This is a genomic window from Limimaricola soesokkakensis (assembly GCF_900172345.1).
GTDB classification, from domain to species: Bacteria; Pseudomonadota; Alphaproteobacteria; order Rhodobacterales; family Rhodobacteraceae; genus Limimaricola; species Limimaricola soesokkakensis.
The window spans coordinates 28903-50488 of record NZ_FWFY01000011.1 but is presented as its reverse complement, the minus strand read 5'-3'; the positions used below and the strand labels follow the sequence as shown (position 1 = coordinate 50488).

The 21586-nt window shown below is 65.4% G+C and carries 12 protein-coding genes; 9 read left to right on the top strand and 3 right to left on the bottom strand.

Going from position 1 to position 21586, the window contains the following annotated elements; all coding sequences use genetic code 11:
• Positions 1 to 279 precede the first annotated feature (279 nt).
• The 6 genes from LOS8367_RS15370 (at position 280) to LOS8367_RS15345 (ending at position 13991) form a co-directional block, all read left to right on the top strand.
• On the top strand, positions 280 to 3726 hold the full coding sequence (locus LOS8367_RS15370; RefSeq protein WP_085897427.1) for a beta strand repeat-containing protein: 3447 nt from the start codon (positions 280 to 282) through the stop codon (positions 3724 to 3726).
• Between the two features lie 123 nt (positions 3727 to 3849).
• Positions 3850 to 6516, top strand: a complete 2667-nt coding sequence (locus LOS8367_RS15365) for a hypothetical protein (protein WP_085897426.1) — start codon at positions 3850 to 3852, stop codon at positions 6514 to 6516.
• A gap of 503 nt (positions 6517 to 7019) precedes the next feature.
• A complete protein-coding gene (locus tag LOS8367_RS15360; RefSeq protein WP_442354856.1) occupies positions 7020 to 8897 on the top strand; it encodes a type I secretion system permease/ATPase in 1878 nt (625 codons plus the stop codon).
• Positions 8894 to 10234, top strand: coding sequence for an HlyD family type I secretion periplasmic adaptor subunit (locus tag LOS8367_RS15355; protein ID WP_085897425.1), 1341 nt, complete (start codon positions 8894 to 8896; stop codon positions 10232 to 10234). Before LOS8367_RS15360 ends, LOS8367_RS15355 begins: the two co-directional genes overlap by 4 nt.
• A gap of 223 nt (positions 10235 to 10457) precedes the next feature.
• Positions 10458 to 11618: an RsmB/NOP family class I SAM-dependent RNA methyltransferase gene (locus LOS8367_RS15350; RefSeq protein WP_085897424.1), complete on the top strand. Its 1161-nt coding sequence runs from the start codon at positions 10458 to 10460 to the stop codon at positions 11616 to 11618.
• A gap of 87 nt (positions 11619 to 11705) precedes the next feature.
• Positions 11706 to 13991 carry an ATP-binding response regulator gene (locus LOS8367_RS15345; protein WP_085897503.1) on the top strand — a complete coding sequence of 762 codons (2286 nt, stop codon included), beginning with the start codon at positions 11706 to 11708 and terminating at the stop codon, positions 13989 to 13991.
• Between the two features lie 96 nt (positions 13992 to 14087).
• On the opposite strand, the gene LOS8367_RS15340 is transcribed toward LOS8367_RS15345, so the two are convergent.
• The 3 genes from LOS8367_RS15340 to LOS8367_RS15330 are packed head-to-tail and all read right to left on the bottom strand — an operon-like array spanning position 14088 to position 17455.
• Positions 14088 to 15074 carry a glucokinase gene (locus LOS8367_RS15340; RefSeq protein ID WP_085897423.1) on the bottom strand — a complete coding sequence of 329 codons (987 nt, stop codon included), beginning with the start codon at positions 15072 to 15074 and terminating at the stop codon, positions 14088 to 14090.
• 16 nt (positions 15075 to 15090) lie between these two features.
• On the bottom strand, positions 15091 to 16407 hold the full coding sequence (locus LOS8367_RS15335) for a GH1 family beta-glucosidase (RefSeq protein ID WP_085897422.1): 1317 nt from the start codon (positions 16405 to 16407) through the stop codon (positions 15091 to 15093).
• Positions 16408 to 16429: 22 nt separating this feature from the next.
• On the bottom strand, positions 16430 to 17455 hold the full coding sequence (locus tag LOS8367_RS15330) for a substrate-binding domain-containing protein (RefSeq protein ID WP_085897421.1): 1026 nt from the start codon (positions 17453 to 17455) through the stop codon (positions 16430 to 16432).
• A gap of 267 nt (positions 17456 to 17722) precedes the next feature.
• Between LOS8367_RS15330 and LOS8367_RS15325 the strand changes: the two genes are divergently transcribed.
• From LOS8367_RS15325 to LOS8367_RS15315, 3 genes are all read left to right on the top strand, one after another.
• The gene (locus LOS8367_RS15325; RefSeq protein ID WP_085897420.1) at positions 17723 to 19069 is read left to right on the top strand and encodes an ABC transporter substrate-binding protein; all 1347 of its coding nucleotides are present in this window, start codon (positions 17723 to 17725) and stop codon (positions 19067 to 19069) included.
• A 76-nt stretch (positions 19070 to 19145) separates the two neighbouring features.
• Positions 19146 to 20387, top strand: a complete 1242-nt coding sequence (locus LOS8367_RS15320) for a carbohydrate ABC transporter permease (protein ID WP_085897419.1) — start codon at positions 19146 to 19148, stop codon at positions 20385 to 20387.
• Positions 20387 to 21538 carry a carbohydrate ABC transporter permease gene (locus LOS8367_RS15315; protein WP_085897418.1) on the top strand — a complete coding sequence of 384 codons (1152 nt, stop codon included), beginning with the start codon at positions 20387 to 20389 and terminating at the stop codon, positions 21536 to 21538. Before LOS8367_RS15320 ends, LOS8367_RS15315 begins: the two co-directional genes overlap by 1 nt.
• The last annotated feature ends 48 nt before the right edge of the window (positions 21539 to 21586 follow it).

The window sequence follows — 21586 nt, the reverse complement described above, 5'->3', positions numbered from 1 at the left end:
AACATTTGGGCGTCGGCTGCAACCGGTCGTAGCAAGCGTGTGCGCTCTGCGATGAAACGGAAATTGTAAACCGCGTCTTCCGGTATCTCCTGCGGCTGGCGAAGCTGCTCGTTTCGCAAGGGGAGGTTAATTCGTGCCGCCGATCAGGCGGAGTTTTCTCGCATTCGGAATGTAGATCCGGAATGCTCATCGATCCCAAATCACTGACATGCCATCGCAGATCACCGCTTTTGAAATGACTGGCGGGGCGGCGATAGCTTTTTGTCCGGAGACAGGACCATGGCTACACGCAACAACAACATGATCATCGGCTGGGGCGACGGTACCGCCCCGCAGGGGGAGGCCATCGAGGCGGCTGAAGCCGCATCGGCCGCGGAAACCACAAGCAAGGAAGTGCACTACGGGAAAGGTAAGGGCGATCACGACAGAGGCGACAAGGACCATGACGGGCACCATGCCGGCAAGTCCTACAGCGTCAACAAGAACCAAAACGAGAACGAGAACCACGACAGCAACGTGAATCGGAACCACAACGAGAACGAAGCATCGGCGCGTAGCAAAGCCGAGGCGAATGCGGATAGCGACAACAGCAACGTCAACGAAAACACGAACGACTCCGACGTGGATGTTGACGTGAGGGTCGACGTGGGCGTGGGTCTCGACCTCGAAGGCGCCGGCCACGAGGACAATGACCTCGCCGATATCGACATCGACCATTCGGAGATCGGGAACATCCTCACCGCGAAGGGTGATATCGACTACAACCCCGGTGACGATTTCGATCTCGAGAACATCCTGAACCACTCGCTCAATGGGGAGGGCAACGACGCCGGCTTCCTGAACGTGCTCAGCAACGATCTCGATGACAACGACATGCTGTCGGACGTGCATCTGTCGAATGACGGGACGTTCGAGCAGAACGGCAGCGCCCATGGTGGAACCGCGCATGCCGAAGAGGGCATCGAGGCCGGGAGCGAAGGCGGCAAGGGCGGCGACGACGCCGACTCCACCGGCGGCAATGGCGAAGGAGGTCATGCCGGTGATGCCAACGCGGCAGCCGAAGGCGGCAGGAGTGGCGATACCGGCGATACCACAGCCGCTGGAGGCTATGGTGGCGACAGCGGCTATGCCTATGCGCAAGGCCACGATACCATAAGCGGCAAGATCGACACGCAGTCTGACGCCATGGGCGGTCACGGCGGCGATAACGACTCGACCAACGACTCGACCGCCGACAACACCATTGACCAGAGGGCCGATGGCGAGGGCGGCGACAGCGGCAGCGTCGATACCGAGAGCCATGTCGATTCCCAAAGCGACGCTCAGGCGACCTCCGATGACGACGGTGGCGATGGCGGCGATGGCGACGCCTGGGCTCACCAGTATTCCGACGGTTCGGCCTGGAGCGACAACGCAGCCGATGGCGGTACCGGTGGATGGGCCGATAGCGAGGGCAACGGCACCGGCACGGCCGATAGCACCTCGACGGCCGATGCCGATGGTGGGCGCGGCGGTGATATCGATGGCGATGTCGATGTGCATGGTGACAGCGCGACAGACAGCGACGCCTCCGGGGACGGTGGCGATGGTGGCGAAGCCACGACCGACGCCACTGGCCATGCCGATGGCGAGACGACGGCCGATGCAACTGCCGAAGGTGCCGAAAGCGGCTATGTCGATACCGATGTGGAAGGTACCGCTGACGCTCATGCCGATGGCGATGGCGATGGCGGTGACGGTGGCTATATCGACGGCCATGTCGATGCCGCCGCAGATGGCACCACTGATGGAGATGCCGATAGTCGAGCCGGCAATAGCGGCGACAATAATCAGGATGCCGCCGGATCCGGCCACTCGGAATCCTACGCCGATGCCACGCACGACACGGGTGACGGTGGTGACGGATATGGCGACGCTGACGCCACTGGTGATGCCGCTGCATATGGCGATGCCGATGCGGGCGATGCCGGATACATCGACGGCGACGTCGAGGGCGATAGCGATGCCCGGACCCAGGGTACGGCCGAAGCCGGCGACGGCGAGGGCGGGGACACCGACAACGATGCCGACAGCCATGCCGACGGCGCAGCCACATCCGACGCCGCTTCGACGGCGGGTGCCGCAGGCAGTGCCGACGGTGCCGGCTACGGCAAAGGGGAGGGCGGCGAGGCCTACAACACGGTAGACCAGAGCGCCGACGGCTCCGGGGATACCGCGCCCATGGCGCGGGCCACTGGAGATCCGGCCGATGCCGGTGCCGACGACGCACGTGGAAGTGCCGGCGGGACTAATACCGGCGATGCCGGCCCGGCCAATGCGAACGGCACCGGCGATGGCCCGGGCACGGGCGGCACCAGCACAGGCGGCGCCTCCGACGCCACTGCAGGCATGGCCGGTAGCGATGTTTCCGGCGATGCCCGCAGCGATGGCGATGGCGGAGATGGACTTGGCGGCGACGCTACCAATACCGACAGCGCCATGGCCAGCACCGGCAACTCGACCGACTCCGAGTCGGGCGATGGCGGCGCGGCGGATGCTGCGCATATGGCCGAGGCCCGGGGTGACGCGGCCACCGACAACGACGGTGGCGCTGGCGGCGCATCCATGGGTGACGGCGGCACTTCGGCCAGTGACGGCTCCGGCGATGCGCGGAACGACGCCGTGTCCGGCGATGTCGCAGGCGGCCCGGCCTCGGCCGATAACGATGCCATGGCTGATGCCATGGGCAGCATCGACTCTGACAGCGGCGATGGCGGCGGTGGTTCCACCGACAACGATGCCATGGCCGACAACCGCTCCAGCTCCGACGGCAATGCCAGCGGTGCCGGTGGCGCGGGCACGCTCACGACCGGCATGGTGTCTGGAGCCGTCTCCGGTGATGCCGCTGCGGACGGCGCTGGCGGCATGGGCGGGGCCGGTCACGCCGAGACCGATGACGACTCGGAAGTGCACGGCACCGGCTCGACGGACTCCGAGAGTGGCTTTGGTGGCGAGGCCGCTGCCAACAACGATGCCGACGCGACCGGGAGCGGCACCGGCGGCAGCACCGCAACGGGCGGCAATGCCGACGCTGCGGCGACCAGCGACGTTTCCGGCATGGCCGATGGCAATGCCGAGGCGAACGGGACCGGCGGCGTCGGAGGTGCTACCAACTCGGATACCGACGCCACCTCCGACAGCATGGCCGACGGCTATGCCGACGGCACGAGCGGCTATGGCGGGATGTCGGATCTCGCCGCCGAAGCGCTGGCGGAGTCGATGGCCGACAACGACTCGGACATCGACACCGGTGACGGCGGCATGGCCGATGCTGGCAACATGGTCGAGGCGGCCAATACCTCGATGGGCGAGGTCTCGGCGATGAGTGGTGCTGGTGGCGCTACCGGCGCGATGACGACCACCGGCGCGGCCAGCGGCCTGGCCGCCGGCGGCGAGGCCATGGGCGGCAGTTCCATGGGCGGGGCCGGAACGGGCGGTCATGCCGGCGCTGCATATGCCGGCGATGGAGGCGCTGCGGGCGATGCCGGTACCTGGGGGTCGTCGAATGGCGACGACGGCTACGTGACGGGGGAATCCTATGCCTCCGCCGCCGCCCAGGTCGACACCTCCGCCTTCAACCAGGACATCGTGATGGGCGCGAACGTGCTCGGCAACACGGTGGACATGAACGTGGTCGGGGGATCCTTCAGCTCCCACTACATCGGTGAAGACGACGACGGGATGTAAATCCTCGCAATCCCGGGGCCGGAGCGATCCGGCCCCGGATCCGCGCCGCGATGGCGGCGCAAATGAGCCGGAGGCCTGCCGTAGCAGAGGCGGGCATCATGGCCCCGGGGCAAGGAGCGCAGCATGTCGATGGACCGTGTCACCGAATCCATTGCGCATTTCATTGGCGCGTTCGAACTGGCGGAGGAGAATGGACGCCTCAGGGCGCAGTACGACAAGATCGCGGCACAGCGCCCCCCGGATGAGGATCTGGGGGATATCGCGTTCAAGGGGCTGCATCTCAAGCCCGAGCATCCGCTAGAGGATCTGGAACCCCAGATCGCCTACCAGCCGCTGCCCCCCACGCCTTTCTGGATCCTCGCTATGCCGGCCCGACCGGCGGACGCGCCGCAGCCCGAGATCGTGATCGTCATGCCCTCGCCGGCGCTGCAGGACGCGCCCGGCCCTGCTTCGGATGGCGCGGGGCCCCGCCTCGTGCTGCCCTATGAGTTGCCGCCGCCCTCGAGCGTCGTGGCACTGTTCCACATGATCAACAGGCTCGATGACACAGATTGGTTCGGTGACGTCGATCCCTCGCTGATGGCCCAGATTTCGGGTCTGCCGCAACTGATGCATACGCTGACGGAGCAAGTTCTCGCGCTGTCGCCACTTTCGGCGCCACTGCCTCTCCTGGCGGAGGGGACCGTTGGCACTCTCGATTGGGCAACGATGACACCCGCCATCATCGAGGCCGCCGGGCAACTTGCCGGTGGCGTGCTCGACGCCGTCGTTCTGCACGGACCAGAGGCGGAGAGGCCATATGTCGACGGCGTCGCGGTCGATACCCTGCCGGACTGGCAGACGCTCTGGCCGGAATTCCTGACCCGCGAGGCCGCGGCGCAGGGTGGGGAGGAGACCGAGGTCAGCCCGGCCAAGCGCGGGGACGAGCCAATCGGCGATGATGGGAACGAGAGCGGCGAGATCGTTCCGGACTTCGCAACCGGCTGGGACCGGGCGCTTGAGGGGCTTGCTGAGGGGATGCAACCCTCGTCCGCCGCCGCTGAACAGGCGGGGCCGCTCGTCGTCACCGGCGCGAACAAGCTGGTCAACGAAGTCACGATCACTTCTGACTGGCTCGATGCGCCGGTCATCACCGTGGAGGGTGACGTGCATCGTTTCGATGCCGTCTCGCAGTTGAACATGGTGTTCGACCGCGACCAAGGCGCAGTAGCGACAGGCGCGCCGTCGCTGGCTCAGAACGCCGCTTCGATCATCACCACCCCTGATCCGGACCGCGCCGAGATCACGGCGGGACAGCAGCCGTCCGGCTGGGCGATTGCCCGGATCAGCGGCGATCTGGTCCAGATCAACGGCCTGCAACAGTATAATTTCGCAAATGACTCAGACGTCGCACGCATCGAAATCGGTTCGGGGGGTCTGCATCTCGGGCTGGGTGAAAACCAGCTCGACAATCTTGCAGTGCTGAACCAGTTCGGCTGGGTTTTCGACCTGATCATTGTCGGCGGTCAGATGATCGACGTGAACCTGATCCGTCAGGTGAACCTGCTGGTCGATGACGACACGATCGAACAGCCGATCGCGACGGCGTCGAAGCCCGAGCCGCAGCCGCTTCCAACGCTGAATCCCACGGCGCCGGTGCAGCATGCGACGAAAAAAAGCGACGAGGTAGGAAGGAAGTCGATACCCAACGAGCCCGAGGCGAAGCCGCTCTCCACCGCCCCTTCGAATGTCTCAACAGTGGCTGCCACGGAACTCAAGGGTGGGGCCGGCATGGATCAGCATCTTGCCATGAACGGCGGTGTCCAACCGGGCAGGGCGCAAGCGAAGGAGCCGGTCTCCGAAAACCTTCAGCAGACGGCACCGACGGCCAAAGCCACCAACACCTCTGAACATGTTTCGGCTCCGGCAAAATCCGTATCCCCGACCATTTCGCCCGAGCCCGTGGCTGGGCCACCGTCGAATGGGGGGGCTACTACCTCGCCTAACTCCGGAAAAACTGATCCTGCCCCGGTAAAAGCCGGAAGCCACGAAGCAGGATTGAAGCCCATGGCAGCCGCTGAGCCCGCCGCGCACGCCACGAGCGCTGCCAAGCCTCTCCCGATCAAGGCCGAGCCGGCAAAGATCGATGGAGGGGCCGATGACCAAGCTGCGGCGGTGAAGCCCTTGGCGAAGCCAGCCGCCGTCCCCGCTCCGGAAAACCTCGCCTACAACGAGGCGCGCATCCAGACCGAGGGACAGGATCTCGTCACCAAGCTTCCGGCGGCGCTCGCCGAGGCCAGTGCCGCGCTGGCGAAGGGCGCAGAAACCCTTGAGCAGGAGATCCTGGGTCTCGACCTGTTCGAGGGCGTCGAGCTGCTCAAGGTGCTGCTGATCGAAGGTGACTTCACCACCATCAACTGGATCGACCAGATCAATGTCCTCGGCGACTCGGACAGGGTGGATCTGCTTCAGGAGGCGATTGCAGCGCTGCCGGGCGCACAGATGGTGACCGGATCGAACCTCCTGGCCAACATCGCGACAATCGTCGATCGGGGCATGGATACGCAGCTCATGGCGAAGGGCGAGGTCTACAGCGACGCGTTGCTCCATCAGGCAGGATTGGTCGAAGACGGCACGCCGATCGGTGCCAATGGGCCCGCAGCGCTTGCTTCGGAAGCGGTCGCATTTCTTGCCGACGGTATGATCGAAGCGGGAATGGCCGAACTGGAGGCCGCGCAGGCGGAGGCCAAAGCGGAACTCGCGGCCATGTCGGCGAGCCAGGCCGATCTCATGCAGACCATGCTGAGCTGATGGGGAGCGATATGCGCGTCAAGGATTACGCCCAGCCGATCCGTCCCGATATCCCTTCATCCCCTGGATCTCGCCCGGCGCGACTGCCGCGCTTTCTGAACCGCGCCTTGCGGGGCGGGGCGGACGGTGGCGAGCCCGACGCAGCCCCCGCTCGTAATCACGGTGGTTCCGCAGATGACGCCACCTGCAAAGCGGAACGCGTCCCACAATCGCGGACATCCAACAAGCATTCGCGAGCCGATCCCATCGTCGAGCCCGAGCGGGCCAAGCCGATGCCGGAGGCGCGGTCGGCCGCCCCCGTGCCCGGAAAAAGTTCGCAGCGGCCTGCGGGGGAGGTTCCCGATCGCGTTCCTGAACCGGTGTCGAGGTCGGCTTCGCCGGAAGCGCGTGATCCCCAGAAGAACCTCGTATCCACGCCGAGCGCTCGGCCCGATTGCGAACCGGCTGATCCAGCTTGCAAGATCGAAACCGTACCGCAGGCGCGCGGGCCCGAGGAGGGGCCGTTGCCCGGACAGGTCATCGAGGCCGATCGCGGGCCGATCCGGCGGCGGCCGGACGTGCCGCGCCCCGACGGCGGCGAGGGGAAAGGTGACGGAAGAGGGCCGGCCAAGGGAGGGGGCGGCGGTGGCGGTGGGGTGCCGCCCAAATTCCACAAACGGGTAGGTCCGGAGAATTACGGGCTGGCGCTGAAGCTCGGTCTGCGCGCGGTGCGGCGCAACTTCATCATGGTGATGGTTTTGACCTGCGCCACCAATCTGCTGATCCTCGCGATCCCGATCTACCTGTTCCAGATTTCGGACCGGGTGCTGACCAGCCGCTCGGTAGACACGTTGGTGATGCTCACCATCGTCATCGTGGGCGCAGTGATCCTGCAGGCGGTCTTCGATGCGATCCGCCGCTTCATGCTGATGCGCACGGCAGTGGAGGTCGCGGCCCGGCTCGGCGCACCCATCCTGAGCGCGGCCTCGGCCGCGGCGCTGCATGGCTCTGGCCGCGAATACCAGACGCTGGGCGATCTACAGCAACTGCGCGGTTTCATCGTCTCGGGCACGTTGCTGTCATTCCTCGACGTGCCCTTCGCGCCGCTGTTCATACTTGCGATCTTCCTGATCCATCCGCATCTCGGAACGATCGTGGTCAGCACGGCGCTTGCCCTCTTGGTGATCACGCTGATCAACCAGAAGCTCACCGCGCGTCCCTTCGCCGAGGCCAACGCCGCCCAGAGCCGCGCCAACCTGCATCTCGAGTCGATGGCGCGCAACAGTCAGATCATCAACGCTCTGGCGATGATCCCGGAAGCCGTCCGGATCTGGGGGCGCGACACCGCGACTTCGCTCACGGCGCAGGTACATGCACAGGACCGCAACATCGCCGCCTCGGCCATCAGCCGGGCCGTGCGGTTGCTGACGCAGATCGCCATGCTGGGCTGGGGTGCCTATCTCGCCATTGGCGGCGAGATCACCGGCGGCATGGTGATCGCCGCCTCGATCATTGCCGGCAGAGCACTGGCGCCCATCGAGGGCGCGATCGAAGGCTGGAGCGCCTATGCCCTGTCACGCGCCGCCTATGGTCGGATTTCGGCCCTGCTCACCAATTCGCGGCTCCAGTTCGAACGGCTGAACCTGCCGCGCCCCGAAGGGCGTCTTGACGTAGAGCGGCTGCTCTACGTGCCGGGTGGCACCAAGCAGGTCGTGTTGAACGGCATCAGCTTTTCGCTCAGCCCCGGCGACACGCTGGCGATCATCGGCAATTCCGGGGCAGGCAAGACGACGCTCGGCAAGATGCTGGTCGGTTCGATCCTGCCAACGTCGGGCAATGTTCGGCTCGACCTGATGGACCTGCGCAATTGGGACCCGCGCCAACTTGGCGAGAACATCGGCTACCTGCCACAGGACGTGCAGCTGTTTCCCGGCACCATCAAGGACAATATCGGCCGAATGCGCGATGATGCGACCGACGCACAGATCTACGAGGCGGCGGCGCTTGCCGACGTCCACGAGATGATCGCCAACTTGCCACAGGGCTATGAGACGGTGGTGGCTGCGGATGGCGCGCCTCTTTCGGGCGGGCAAAAGCAGCGCATCGCGCTTGCGCGCGCCTTCTTCGGGGAGCCGCGTTTCGTGGTGCTCGACGAGCCAAACTCCAACCTAGATAGCGCCGGCGACAAGGCGCTGGCCCGTGCGATCCAGCACGCCAAGAAGAACCGGATCACCGTCGTGGTCGTAACCCAGAAGCCCTCGCTTCTCACCGCAGTGGACAAGATCATGCTGCTGGGCGACGGCACGATCCAGATGTTCGGCGAACGCATGGAGGTGCTTAAAAAACTTGCCGGCGACAAGGTGGCACGTGTGCCCCGAGCCGGCTCGGAGGGCGGGACATGACCATGACTAAGCATCCGGCCGATACGGGGGAATGGTTCGCCGAGGTGCCCCGGTCGGTACGGCGGCACACGATTGTCGGCCTCGTGATCTTGGTGCTGAGCTTCGGCGGTTTTGGCGCCTGGGCATTTCGGGCACCGCTCGCGGCCGCCGTGATCGCGCAGGGCAGCTTCGTGGCTACCGGGCAGAACAAGATCGTGCAGCATTTCGAGGGCGGGATAATCGAAGAAATCCTCGTGAGTGAAGGCGACCGGGTCGAGGCCGGTCAATTGCTACTGAAGCTCGACGGCACCCAGGCGGCTGCGACCGAGCGCGAATTGTATTTGCGTCAGATAAGGCTCGAAGCGACGCAGGCGCGGCTCATGGCCGAGGAAGAACGTCGGGGGGAACTGCGCTTCTCTCCCGCGTTCGAAGCTGCGCGAGAAGACCTCGCCGTGGCCCACATCCTGGAGGGACAGGAGCTGAGCTTCCGTGTGTCGCGCGATGCGCTTGAGAATGACCTCGCGCTGCTTGAGCGCAGCTTGCAGGCCTTGGAGATCCGGGCGCGCGGCTACCAGACCCAGCTCGAGACGCATCGGGGCCAGCACGCGCTTTTGCAGGCGGAACACGCGGACAAGGTCACTTTGTTTGAACGCGGCTTGTTGCGGCGTCCCGAGCTTCTGGCCATCGAGCGAGCCCAACTTGAGGCCGAGGGCCAAATCGGACGGCTCGAAGCGGAGATTGCCGAAATCGAGGAGGTGGTGCTGAAGCACCGGGCGCAGATCGCACAGGAGATCGATCGCTATCGCGAAAAGGCGCTTGATGAGTTGCAAGGCGTGCAGGCGGAGCTCGAGAGCATCCGTGAGAAGTCACGTACGGCGCGCTCAATCCATGAGCGAGTCGATCTGGTGGCGCCGGTCGCGGGCACCGTGGTGCGGCTGTATTTCCACACGTCGGGAGGCGTGATCGAAAGCGGACGACCGATCCTCGAGATCCTGCCGGTGGACGAGCCATTGATCATCGAGGTGCAGATCCCGCGGGTCGAGATCGACAGCGTAAGGCGCGGTCAGCCCGCCACCGTTCGGCTCACTGCGCTCAACCAGCGTACGACGCCGGTGCTCGACGGCGAGGTCTACTACGTCTCCGCGGATGCGATCACCGACGGGTCGGGCGACGAGATGCGAGAGGTCTATCTGGCGCGGATCTCGCTCGATGCGCAACAGCTCGGACGCGTGCCGAACTTTTCGCCGACCCCGGGCATGCCGACCGAGATCATGATCCAGACCGCCTCGCGCACCTTCGTGCAATACATCGCCAAGCCTATCAAGGACAGTATGACAAGAGCGTTCCGCGAGAACTAGGACGTGCTTGCAGCTGCGCCGTATATCGTCACGCCAGTACCAACCCCGTGCCTTCAAACCCATGTCTACGACCTGTAGATGGGCATTGTCCGGAGGTGGCCGGGCAGGACTGCGGGGCAGGATCGATGAACCAGACAGAGCTGCAAATGCAGAGCCAACGGGCACGGATGATCCGTTTGTGTGCCTCTCACGGATACGTACAGCGCTTCACGGGAGCGACCCGATGACCCCGGCCGCGCGCGTTGCGGCCGCGATCGGCGTGCTTGATGATTGCTTGGGCGGCATGCCTGTCGAGAAGGCGTTGCTTCGCTGGTCGCGTGCCAGCCGTTTTGCGGGCTCCAAAGACCGCGCAGCGGTGCGCGACCTCGTCTTCGGCGGCTGGCGCCGAAGGCGGTCGGCCGCGCATGCGGGCGGGGCCGAAACCGGGCGTGGCATCATGATCGGCTGGCTTCGCCAGCATGATACCGATCCCGCCGCGATCTTCACCGGCCTGGATCACGCTCCGGCACCGCTTACATCAGAGGAGACGCAACTTTCTGGAGAAGCGTCGCCGGCGATACGCCACGACCTGCCGGACTGGCTGTGGGAGCGGTTCTCGCGTGATCTGGGTGCCGATGCCGACACATCCGCTCAGGCGCTGCGCGACCGGGCTCCGGTGTTCCTGCGGGTCAATCCGCGCCGCGGCGATACCGACGCGGCCATGGGCGCATTGGCTCGGGACGGCGTCGAGGCGGTCGCGCATGACGAGGTCGCCGGAGCGTTGCGAGTCGTGTCGGGCGAGCGCGCGGTGTCGCGGAGCCAGGCCTATTCCGAGGGGATGGTCGAACTGCAGGACGCCGCATCGCAGGCGGCGATGCTGCGCCTGCCGCTTCAGGACGGTCAAAGCGTGCTCGACTATTGTGCCGGTGGCGGCGGCAAGGCGTTGGCCTTGGCTGCGCGGGCCGAGATCAGTGTGACCGCGCATGACATCAGCGCGGCGCGGATGCGTGACATACCGGCCCGCGCCGCGCGCGCCGGTGTCAGGATCGAATTGGCGGAACGCCTGAATGGGCTGAAGGCTGACCTCGTGCTGGTCGATGCACCTTGTTCGGGCAGCGGCACCTGGCGGCGTGACCCGGACGGCAAATGGCGCCTTACGCCCGAGCGGCTGGCCGATCTGGTGCGGCTTCAGGCGGAGTTATTGGATCAGGCGGCGCGGCATGTCGCACCCGGCGGCAGCCTTGCCTATGCCACCTGCTCGGTGCTTGCGGAGGAAAACGACGCGCAGGTCGCGGCCTTCCTTGCGCGTTGTCCCGGCTGGGTGCAGCGCGACAGGATGCAGAGGCTGCCCGGACCAAATGGCGACGGCTTCTTTCTGGCGCGTTTTCAGCGCGGCGACGCGTAATCGTTTACTGACCATTAGCCATTTTAGCCTTCACTGGATTCGTGGATATCCTGGGAGGTGGAGGTGGTCGAACTCGATGTGCCGGCCATGGTGGCCGATGACGGCGCGGCTCTTCCCGGCGCGGCACAGCTTTCGGCCATACTGGGGGCCGCTTCGCTGGCCCTCGCCGGGGCGGCGCTGGTGCCGGACGGTCATGCGGCGCTGGCGCTGTTGCTTGTGGGCTCGACGCTGGGCTTCGTCGCGGCGCTGTTCGGCCTCAAGCGGCTGCGCCACACCCGCCATCGCCGAGCCATGCTCCGCCTGTGCGGACGAATGCTTGGACATGATCCGGTGCCCGGCTTCCTGAGTGACGCGCAGGGTACGATCCTCGATTGCAACTCGGCGGCCTCGCAACGGTTCGGGGGCCGTAGTGGCAGCCTGTCGGCGGCGCTGTCGCAGCATTTCGCGACGCCCGCGACGGCTCTGACGCGGCTGCGCCAACGTGCGCTCCGCGACGGATCGGCGCAGGACATGGTCGCAACCCGCCGCGGGCATCTTCGAATCGTAGTGACTGGGCTTGGCGCGGGCACCTTCCTGTGGCGGGTCGAGGATCTGTCCGAGCGGCAGGGGACCGGCCGTGCCGCGGATGCTCTGGGTCTGCCGATGCTGACGGCGGGCCCGTCCGGCACGATCCTATACATGAACGAGGCCTGTCGGGCCCTTGTTGGGGAACGGGCTAAACGGCTCGATGCGATTTTCGACGAACTGCCCCTTCGACCCGGTCAGATCCAGCGGGTGCAGGGAGAGGCCGGTCCGGTGGATGCCCTGGTGGCCGAGATCGCGGCGGCGGGCGGGCGCAGCGAGATCTACCTGCTGCCACCGGTCGGACCCCGGCGGATTGCCTGCGCCGGCGATTGGCACGAAGCCGAAGGCCTGCCGGTGCCACTGCTGCGGCTCGCTCGCCGTGGAGCGATACTCGGCGCCAACCGTGCCGCTCGGGTCCTTCTGCCGAATGCCACCGAGCCCGGGACACGCGTTTCGGACATCCTCGAAGGGCTGGGACGACCGGTCGCGGACTGGCTCGCCGAGGCGGTGGAGGGCAGGGCGGTACCGGGGCCGCAATTCCTGAAGGGACGCGGCGCCCGCAACGACACCGTGCTGCAGGTCGCGCTTGGCGACGTCGATGAAGAAGGGGCGCTTGTGGCTGTCCTTTACGACGCGACCGAGCACAAATCGCTCGAGGCGCAGTTCGTGCAGGCTCAGAAGATGCAGGCGATCGGCCAACTCGCTGGCGGCGTCGCGCATGACTTCAACAACCTGCTCACCGCGATTTCAGGCCATTGCGACCTGTTACTCCTGCGGCACGAGAAGGAGGACCAGGATTACAGCGACCTGATCCAGATCCACCAGAACGCCAACCGCGCCGCCAGCCTCGTGGGCCAGCTCCTGGCCTATTCGCGCAAGCAGAACCTGATGCTCGAACAGCTCGATCTGCGCGATACGTTGTCGGATCTGACGCATCTGCTGAACCGGCTGGTCGGGGAAAAGGTGACGCTGACACTCAACCACGACCCCGATCTGCGGCAGGTCAGGGCCGACCGGCGACAGCTCGAACAGGTGCTGATGAACCTCGTGGTCAATGCCCGCGACGCGATGCCCGACGGCGGAGAGATCCAGGTCGAGACCGACAATTACGTGCTCGACGCTCCGATGGAACGGGATCGGGCGCTGGTGCCTGCGGGCCCATGGGTGCGAATCCGGGTGCAGGATCAGGGCAGCGGCATTCCGGCGGAGAAACTGCCCAAAATCTTCGAGCCGTTCTACACCACCAAGCGGGTCGGCGAGGGCACCGGTCTCGGTCTTTCCACCGCCTACGGTATCGTCAAGCAGAGCGGGGGTTACATCTTCGTTGAAAGTACGCCCGGCAAGGGCAGCTGCTTCACGCTGTTGTTGCCCAGTCGCTCCGCTTCTGTCCCAGCCCCGTGCCCTGTGCCGAACGTTGCGCCGGCAAGCATGGCCCGGCACGCCGAGGGGGTGGTGCTCTTGGTGGAGGACGAGGCCCCGGTCCGGGCTTTCGCTGCACGGGCGCTGCGGCTGCGCGGACTGACCGTGATCGAGGCCGAGGATGCCGAGGCGGCGCTCGAGATCTTGGCCGATGCCGAGTTGCAGGTGGACATCTTTGTCACCGACGTGATCATGCCGGGCAAGGATGGCCCGACCTGGGTGCGCGAGGCGCTGAAGGATCGCCCCGACACGCAGGTGGTCTTCGTCTCGGGCTATGCCGAGGACACATTCGCCGAGCAGCAGACCCGGATTCCGAACTCGGTCTTCTTGCCAAAGCCATTCTCGCTTACCGAGCTTGCCACGGCGGTGCAGACGCGTATCGCCTGCTAACCAAGGTCGCAGGGCCCGAGCGCCCGGTCAGCAAGCGCTGGGCAGATCGCCTCTCGGCGGAGCAGCCCGTGACCGGGACCGTCCGCCGAAAGCCGTTCAACTGGCCGTGCCGGGGAGCATCAGGCCATTGAGATGTGCCGCGCAACCGATCAGAGCGGCGTAGTCGTCCTCGATCACCGCGACACCAAAATTGCCCATGAAGCCCGCGAAGCGACCCTTGTCGCGGAAGGCATCGGCGAAACCGAACTCGCGCAGATAGGGCGCGATGGCGCGCGAGACGCCGCCCACCAGATAGACGCCGCCGAAGGGCAGCTGGATCAGCGCCAGATTGCCCGCGACCACGCCCAAAAAGCGCGAGAAGACCCGTGCCGCTTCGACCGCGCGTGCATCGCTGCGGTCGGCGCAGCCCTGCATGATTTCGGCGGCAGTCTTCTCGAGCGGCGCGCCGGCCTCGGCGCCGAGCCACGCATAGACGCGTTCGAGCCCGCGCCCCGAGAGCACGTCCTCGACCGCCGGAAAACCATGCGCCGTGGAGACGTATTGCGCCAGTCGCAGATCCGCCTCGCTGTTGACCGGCAGGTTCACATGCCCGGATTCGGACGGGGTCACGTAGCGCCCATCTTCGGTGTCGAAGACCGGCGTGGCGTTGAAGCCGGTGCCGACGCCGATCACCAGCTTGGCGGCATGGGGCGAGGCTTCGGGGAAGGCGATGATTTCGCGAATGTTGCGGGGTGCGACATGGCCCAGCGCATGGCCTTGCGCCTGAAGGTCGTTGAGGATCGCCACGGTTTCGGCGCCGGTGGCGCGGCTCAGCGTGGTCTTGTCGATGGTCCAGTCGAGATTGGTCATGGTTGCGCGGGCGTCGCGCACCGGCCCCGCCACGGCAACGCACGCGCCGATGCAGTCAACGCCGCCTTCCTCGGCGATATAACGCTTGAGCACGGATTCGAGGCCCGCGTAATCGGCGTTGGAATAGCGCCGGATCGTGTCCTCGCGGATCTCGAGGCCGCGCGCCAGCGCCACGCGGGTATTGGTGCCACCGATATCGGCGACCAGTGAATAGGCGTTGGTGGGATGCGACATGGCGGCTCCTCGGGGATCAGCGGGAGAGGGCGGATTTCAGGGCGTGATACGACGCCTTGGGTGTGCGCTCCAGAGTTTCGAAGTCGACATGGACGAGACCGAAGCGCTTTTCATAGCCGAAGGCCCATTCGTAATTGTCGAGCAGCGACCAGTAGAAAAAGCTGCGCAGATCGACACCATCGGCGATGGCGCTGCGCATGGCGTCGACATGCACGGCGATGAAGCGCTGTCGTTCGGAATCCTCGACCGTGCCGTTCTCGACCCGGTCGGCCCAGGCCATGCCGTTCTCTGTGACATGGATCGGCAGGCCCAGAATGTCACGGGCGCGGCACAGGAAATGATGCAGCCCCTCGGGATAGATTTCCCAGCCCATCTGGGTCTTGGCGAGCGGTCCTTCGACGGCGGTGAGGCCGGGCCAGGGGGCGTCCGGCGCCGCCGCGATCATGGCGCGTGTGTAATAGTTGACGCCGAGCCAGTCCAAGGGCTGCGAGATCAAAGCCATGTCGTCCTGCCAGCCATCAGGCATATGCGGCGCCAGCCCGGCGAGCGCCCCCTTGGGATAACAGCCATTGGCGATCGCTTCGATGAACCAGCGATTGTAGATCTGATCCTGCAGGTCGGCCGCGGCGTGGTCGGCGGCGCTGTCGCTGGCGGGCAGGGCGCGTTCGAAGTTCAACACGATCCCCAACTCGGCGCGTCCCATGCCGCGAAGCCGCTCCACCGCGAGCCCGTGTGCGAGCAGGATGTGATGCATGGCCCGGGCGGCGGCGCGGATATCACGAAGGCCGGGTGCATGATGTCCGAGGAAATGCGACAACCAAGCCACGCACCAAGGCTCGTTGATCGTCGCGGTCGAGGCGACGCGGTCGCCGATCCGAGCGCTGATCGTCTCGGCGTAATCGGCAAAGGCCATCGCCGTGTCGCGATTGGCCCAGCCGCCCCGATCGGCCAGCGCCGAGGGCAGGTCCCAGTGGTAGAGGGTCTGGAACGGCTTCAGGCCACGTTCGAGAGTCGCATCGACCAGCCGGTCGTAGAAGTCGAGCCCCTCGGGGTTCACGGTGCGGCCGTCCGGCATGACCCGTGCCCAGGAAGTCGAAAAACGGTAGGCGTCGAAGCCGCCATCGCGCAGCAGGTCGAGATCCTGCGCGTAGCGATGGTAGTGGTCGCAGGCCACGGCACCGTCCTCGGCACGCACCACGTTTCCGGGACCTTTGGCAAAGCTGTCCCAATGGGTCGGACCGGCGCCGCCGAAGCCATGGCCCTCGATCTGGTAGGCCGCTGTGGCCGCGCCGAAGAGAAAGCCCTCGGGAAAGTCCTTGCGGGAAAAATCCATGCTCGTCGCCTTGTCTGGGGCCTCAGCGCGGTGCCGGGCCCGTGGAGCGGCCGATGATCAGCTCGGCCTCGAGGAGTTCCTGCACATGCGGAGCCTCCGGGTTGTCTATCCGGTCTATGACCATCCGTGCCAGCCGCTGTCCAGCCTCGCGCACCGAGGACCGGGTCGCGGTAAAGGCGGGAACCGCCCCGTCGTCGCGCAGATAGGATAGCTGATCGTCATGGGTGACGGCCGAGACGTCGCGCCCTAGGACCAACCCGGCCTCCTCTATGGCGCGGCGCACGCCGAGCATGCAGATCACCGAAGAGACAAGGAAGGCGGTCGGCGGGTCGGGCTGAGCCAGCATGTCGCGCGCGGCGCGCCATCCATAGCCTTCGGTCATCTCGTCTTGGCGCATCAGGTTCGGGTCGATGACGATGCCCCGCGCGCGCAGGGCCTCTTCGTAGCCCTGGCGCCGGCGATGCGCGAAATCCATGGTTTCCAGACCGTTGACCAAGCCGATCCGCCGATGACCGAGATCCATCAGGAAGTCGGTGGCGCGCGCGAAGGCGCGGCGGTTGTTGACGTCGAGCCAGCTATATTGCCGGTCGGTGCCGGTTGCGCGGCCATGCACCGCATAGGGCAGGCCGATCCCGTCGAGCAGCGCGATGCGCGGATCGTTCATGCGCGGGGCCGAGACGATCAGCCCGTCGACCAGGCCGCGCCGTTTCATCGAGAGATAGGCCTTTTCCTCCTGCGCCAGATCAACCACCGAAATCAGCATTTCGTAGCCCGCACTGGAATAGGTTTCGCCAGCACCGGCGATGAAATCGGCGAAGATCGGGTTGACCATGGCATGGGAGCTGATCTTGGGGATCACGTGGCCGATCACGCGGCTGCGTCCGGTAGCTAGGGCGCGGGCGCGGGTGTTGGGGCGGTAATCATGTGCCTCGGCTGCGGCCCGCACGCGTGCCCGGGTTGCCTCGCTGACGTCGGTATACCCATTGAGCGCACGGCTCACCGTCGTCTGGCTCAGGCCGAGCAGTTCGGAGAGCTGCTTGAGATTCATTCCCGGGTCCCGTCCAAAGCGCTTTTGTAACAGCCGCTACCCTACGTCGCGACTTGCCGCAGGTCAAAGCGCAGTTTCCGGTCATATCAAAATGGCGTTGCCGGGTTTTTCCTCGGCGCTCTCGCGGCATCCACCATTGACAGGCTTGAACAGCTCCGACAGGTTGGCGATGTCCAAAGCGCTTTGGCACGGCTCGCGCCTGTCCGCGCGCAAGGCAGTCCATCACGCGGCCTCCGGGAAGGGGCCGTGGTTACGGGAGGGTAACATATGAAGACCATTCTTTTCGCGGGCGTGGCCGGCATCGCGCTGGCTTCGGCCGCATCGGCGCAGGATCTGAAATTCCCGATCGGGGAAGGCGATTTCAACTGGGATAGCTACAACGAGTTCGCCGAGAGCCATGACCTGTCGGGCGAGACCCTGACCGTCTTCGGCCCCTGGCTGAGCGGCGACCAGACGCTGTTCGAGTCGATGCTCGCCTATTTCGAGGAGGCCACCGGCGCCGACGTGCAATACACCGGATCGGATGGCTTCGAGACCCAGATCCGCATCGATACCGAGGCAGGCTCCGCGCCCAACATCGCCGTCTTCCCGCAGCCGGGCCTTGCGCGCGATCTCGCGTCCTTGGGCTATCTCGAACCGATGCCCGAGGGCACTGGCGACTGGGTCGCCGAGAACTATGCTGCAGGCCAATCCTGGGTCGATCTGGCCACCTTCGAAGGCCCCGAGGGCAACGAGAACCTCTATGGTTTCTTCTACAAGGCCGACGTGAAGAGCCTCGTGTGGTACGTGCCCGAAAACTTTGAGGATGCGGGTTACGAGGTGCCGGAGAGCATGGAGGAGCTCAAGGCGCTCACCGAGCAGATGGTCGAGGATGGCGAGACGCCCTGGTGCATCGGCATCGGCTCGGGCGGTGCCACCGGTTGGCCGGCGACCGACTGGGTCGAGGACATGATGCTGCGCACCCAGGCGCCGGAAGTCTATGACCAGTGGGTCGCCAACGAAATCCCGTTCGACGACCCGGCAGTGGTCGGCGCGATCGAGGAATTCGGCTGGTTTGTCTCGGACGAATACGTCGCCGGCGGCAAGGCCGCGGTCGCCTCGACCGATTTCCGCGACAGCCCCAAGGGCCTCTTCGACAGCCCGCCGCAGTGCTATCTGCACCGCCAGGCCTCGTTCATTCCGACCTTCTTCCCCGAGGGCACGGAGATCGGCGTCGACGCCGATTTCTTCTACTTCCCAGCCTATGAGGAGAAGGATCTCGGCCAGCCGGTGCTCGGCGCGGGCACGATGTTCGGCATCACCGAGCCCTCCGACGCGGCGAACGTGTTCATGCAGTGGCTGCAGACCCCGATCGCCCACGAGATCTGGATGGCACAGACCGGCTTCCTGACGCCGCTGACCACCGTCAACACCGACGTGTTCGGCGACCCGACGCTGAAGAAGATGAACGACATCCTGCTCGATGCGACCACCTTCCGCTTCGACGGCTCGGACCTGATGCCCGGCGGCGTCGGCGCGGGTTCGTTCTGGACCGGCATGGTCGATTATGTCGGCGGCGAAAGCGCCGAGAGCGTGGCCTCCGAGATCCAGGATTCTTGGGACGCGCTGAAATAAGCGTGTAACCATGAGACTTGGCGGCCGCGACTCGCGTCGTGGCCGCCTCTTTGTATCAAGGCTCGGGGAGGGCGCGATGAATCCGGCACTACAGGGCTTGCTGACCATCGTGATCGGCGTCGGCGGCTGCGTCGCCTATTTCTATTTTTCGAACATTTTGCTCGACAAGGTGCTGTTCCCGCCCCGTGGTCCCAATGCCGGGCGCAACATCAACCGCGCCAACGTCATCCGTCCCTGGCTGTTCCTCGCGCCGGCGCTGATCGCGCTGGGCCTCTATCTCGCCTACCCGGTGTTCGAGACGCTGCGCCTGTCGCTGACCCAGAGGGTGCGCGGTGGCGGCTACGAATTCGTGGGCCTCGCCAATTACCAGCAGATGCTGCGCGAGCCGAAATTCTGGGAAGGCTTCAACAACAACCTGCTGTGGCTGATCGTTGTGCCCGCCGCCTCGACCGCCTTCGGCCTGCTGGCCGCCCAACTCACCGACCGGATAAAGTGGGGCAGCATCGCGAAATCGCTGATCTTCATGCCGATGGCGATCTCCTTCGTGGGCGCCGCGGTGATCTTCAAGCTGATCTACGACACGCGCCCCGCGGGGCAGGAGCAGATCGGCGTGCTCAACGCCGTCTGGCTCGGCTTCGACGGCGGGATCGGCTCGTTCATCTGGCTGCGGCTGGTGCCGGCGCTGCTGCTTCTGGCGCTCGCCGCCGGGGCCGGCGCGCTGGGCTGGTCGCTGATGAAGCCGGTGCTGGGCCGCGAAGGCCGCAGCCCCGGGCTGATCTTCGGCGCGCTGCGCATCCTCGGCGCGGTGCTGATGGCTCTCGTCGTCTATCTGATGCTGCGCCAGACCATCGCCGTCTTTGTGGCCGATCTGCCCTATGGCCAGCCGCAGACTTGGCTCACCATACCGTTCTGGAACAACTTCTTCCTGATGATCGTGCTGATCTGGATCCAGACCGGCTTTGCCATGGTGCTGCTCTCGGCGGCGCTCAGGGGCATCCCGGAGGAGACGGTCGAGGCGGCGATCGTCGACGGCGCCAACCCGTGGCAGATCTTCTTCAAGATCAAGATGCCGCAGATCGTCGGCACCATCGTCGTGGTCTGGACCACCATCACCATCATCGTGCTCAAGGTGTTCGACATCGTCTTCGCGATGACCAACGGCCAGTGGGAGACGCAGGTCCTGGCCAATTACATGTACGACAAGCTGTTCCGCGCCAATGATTGGGGCGTGGGCTCCGCGGGTGCCATGGTCATCATGCTGATGGTCACGCCGATCCTGATCTGGAACGTCTACAACGCCCGCAGGGAGATGCGCTGATGGACAACATCGCTGGCAAGAAATCCGCGCTGACCTGGGCCGTGAACATCGCGGTGGTGGCGCTGGTGGCGCTCTGGGTCTTCCCGACGCTCGGCCTTCTGGTCTCGTCGTTCCGCACCGGCGACCAGATCGCCTCGTCCGGCTGGTGGCGCTCAATGCTGCCGACCGAGCAGAACCTGACGCTCAGGACCGCCGGCGGCGACGAGGCCGAGCTGGTCGACGGGCTCTACACCGTCTCCGGCAACCTCTTCGCCCATGAGGGGCGCGAGCCGTTGAACATCTCTGCCTTCGGCACCTCGTCGCGCGATGTCGGCGCCTACATCCCGGGCGAGACGGTCGATATGGGCGACGGCGAGATCATCACGGTCGGGGAGACCGGCGATTACGTCTATACCTCGGTCGAGGAGATGTCGGGTCGTGGTCAGCGCGTCTTCGTCACCGCCAAGGTGGCGCCGGAGTTCACGCTTGAGAACTACGACAGCATGTTGTTCAACCCGAACAACATCGAAGGCATGTCCAAGGCCTTTTTCAACACGCTCACCGTCTCGATTCCGGCGACGATCATCCCGATTCTCGTGGCGGCCTTCGCAGCCTACGCGCTGGCCTGGATGGATTTCCCGGGGCGGGCGCTTTTGATCGCGGCGATCGTGGGCCTGCTGGTGGTGCCGCTGCAACTGGCGCTGATTCCGCTTTTGAAGTTCCACAACGAGATCGGCATCGGCAAGGGCTACCTAGGCGTCTGGCTTGCTCATACCGGCTTTGGCCTGCCGCTCGCGATCTACATCCTGCGCAACTACATGGTCGGGCTGCCGCGCGACATCATCGAGAACGCAAAGGTCGACGGCGCCACGGATTTCCAGATATTCACCAAGATCATCCTGCCGCTGAGCTTTCCGGCGCTGGCCTCCTTCGCGATCTTCCAGTTCCTGTGGACTTGGAACGACCTGCTGGTCGCGATCGTGTTCCTGATCGATGCGAGCGGCGAGACCACGGTGATGACCAAGCAGATCATCGAGCTTCTGGGCACGCGCGGTGGCAATTGGGAGATCCTCGCAACGGCGGCTTTCGTCTCGATCGCGGTTCCGCTTGTTGTGTTTTTCGCGATGCAGAAATACCTCGTGCGCGGCCTGCTTGCGGGCTCCGTGAAATGAGGACTGCCTTCCGATGAACACCCCCGTCTCCGCTCCGGCCCCGGCCGC

Coding starts and splice junctions, on each gene's coding strand:
- LOS8367_RS15365 (WP_085897426.1), top strand. CDS start 3,850: ATGTCGATGGACCGTGTCACCGAATCCATTGCGCATTTCATTGGCGCG.
- LOS8367_RS15370 (WP_085897427.1), top strand. CDS start 280: ATGGCTACACGCAACAACAACATGATCATCGGCTGGGGCGACGGTACC.
- LOS8367_RS15325 (WP_085897420.1), top strand. CDS start 17,723: ATGAAGACCATTCTTTTCGCGGGCGTGGCCGGCATCGCGCTGGCTTCG.
- LOS8367_RS15315 (WP_085897418.1), top strand. CDS start 20,387: ATGGACAACATCGCTGGCAAGAAATCCGCGCTGACCTGGGCCGTGAAC.
- LOS8367_RS15345 (WP_085897503.1), top strand. CDS start 11,706: ATGGTGGCCGATGACGGCGCGGCTCTTCCCGGCGCGGCACAGCTTTCG.
- LOS8367_RS15340 (WP_085897423.1), bottom strand. CDS start 15,074: ATGTCGCATCCCACCAACGCCTATTCACTGGTCGCCGATATCGGTGGC.
- LOS8367_RS15320 (WP_085897419.1), top strand. CDS start 19,146: ATGAATCCGGCACTACAGGGCTTGCTGACCATCGTGATCGGCGTCGGC.
- LOS8367_RS15355 (WP_085897425.1), top strand. CDS start 8,894: ATGACCATGACTAAGCATCCGGCCGATACGGGGGAATGGTTCGCCGAG.
- LOS8367_RS15330 (WP_085897421.1), bottom strand. CDS start 17,455: ATGAATCTCAAGCAGCTCTCCGAACTGCTCGGCCTGAGCCAGACGACG.
- LOS8367_RS15350 (WP_085897424.1), top strand. CDS start 10,458: ATGACCCCGGCCGCGCGCGTTGCGGCCGCGATCGGCGTGCTTGATGAT.
- LOS8367_RS15335 (WP_085897422.1), bottom strand. CDS start 16,407: ATGGATTTTTCCCGCAAGGACTTTCCCGAGGGCTTTCTCTTCGGCGCG.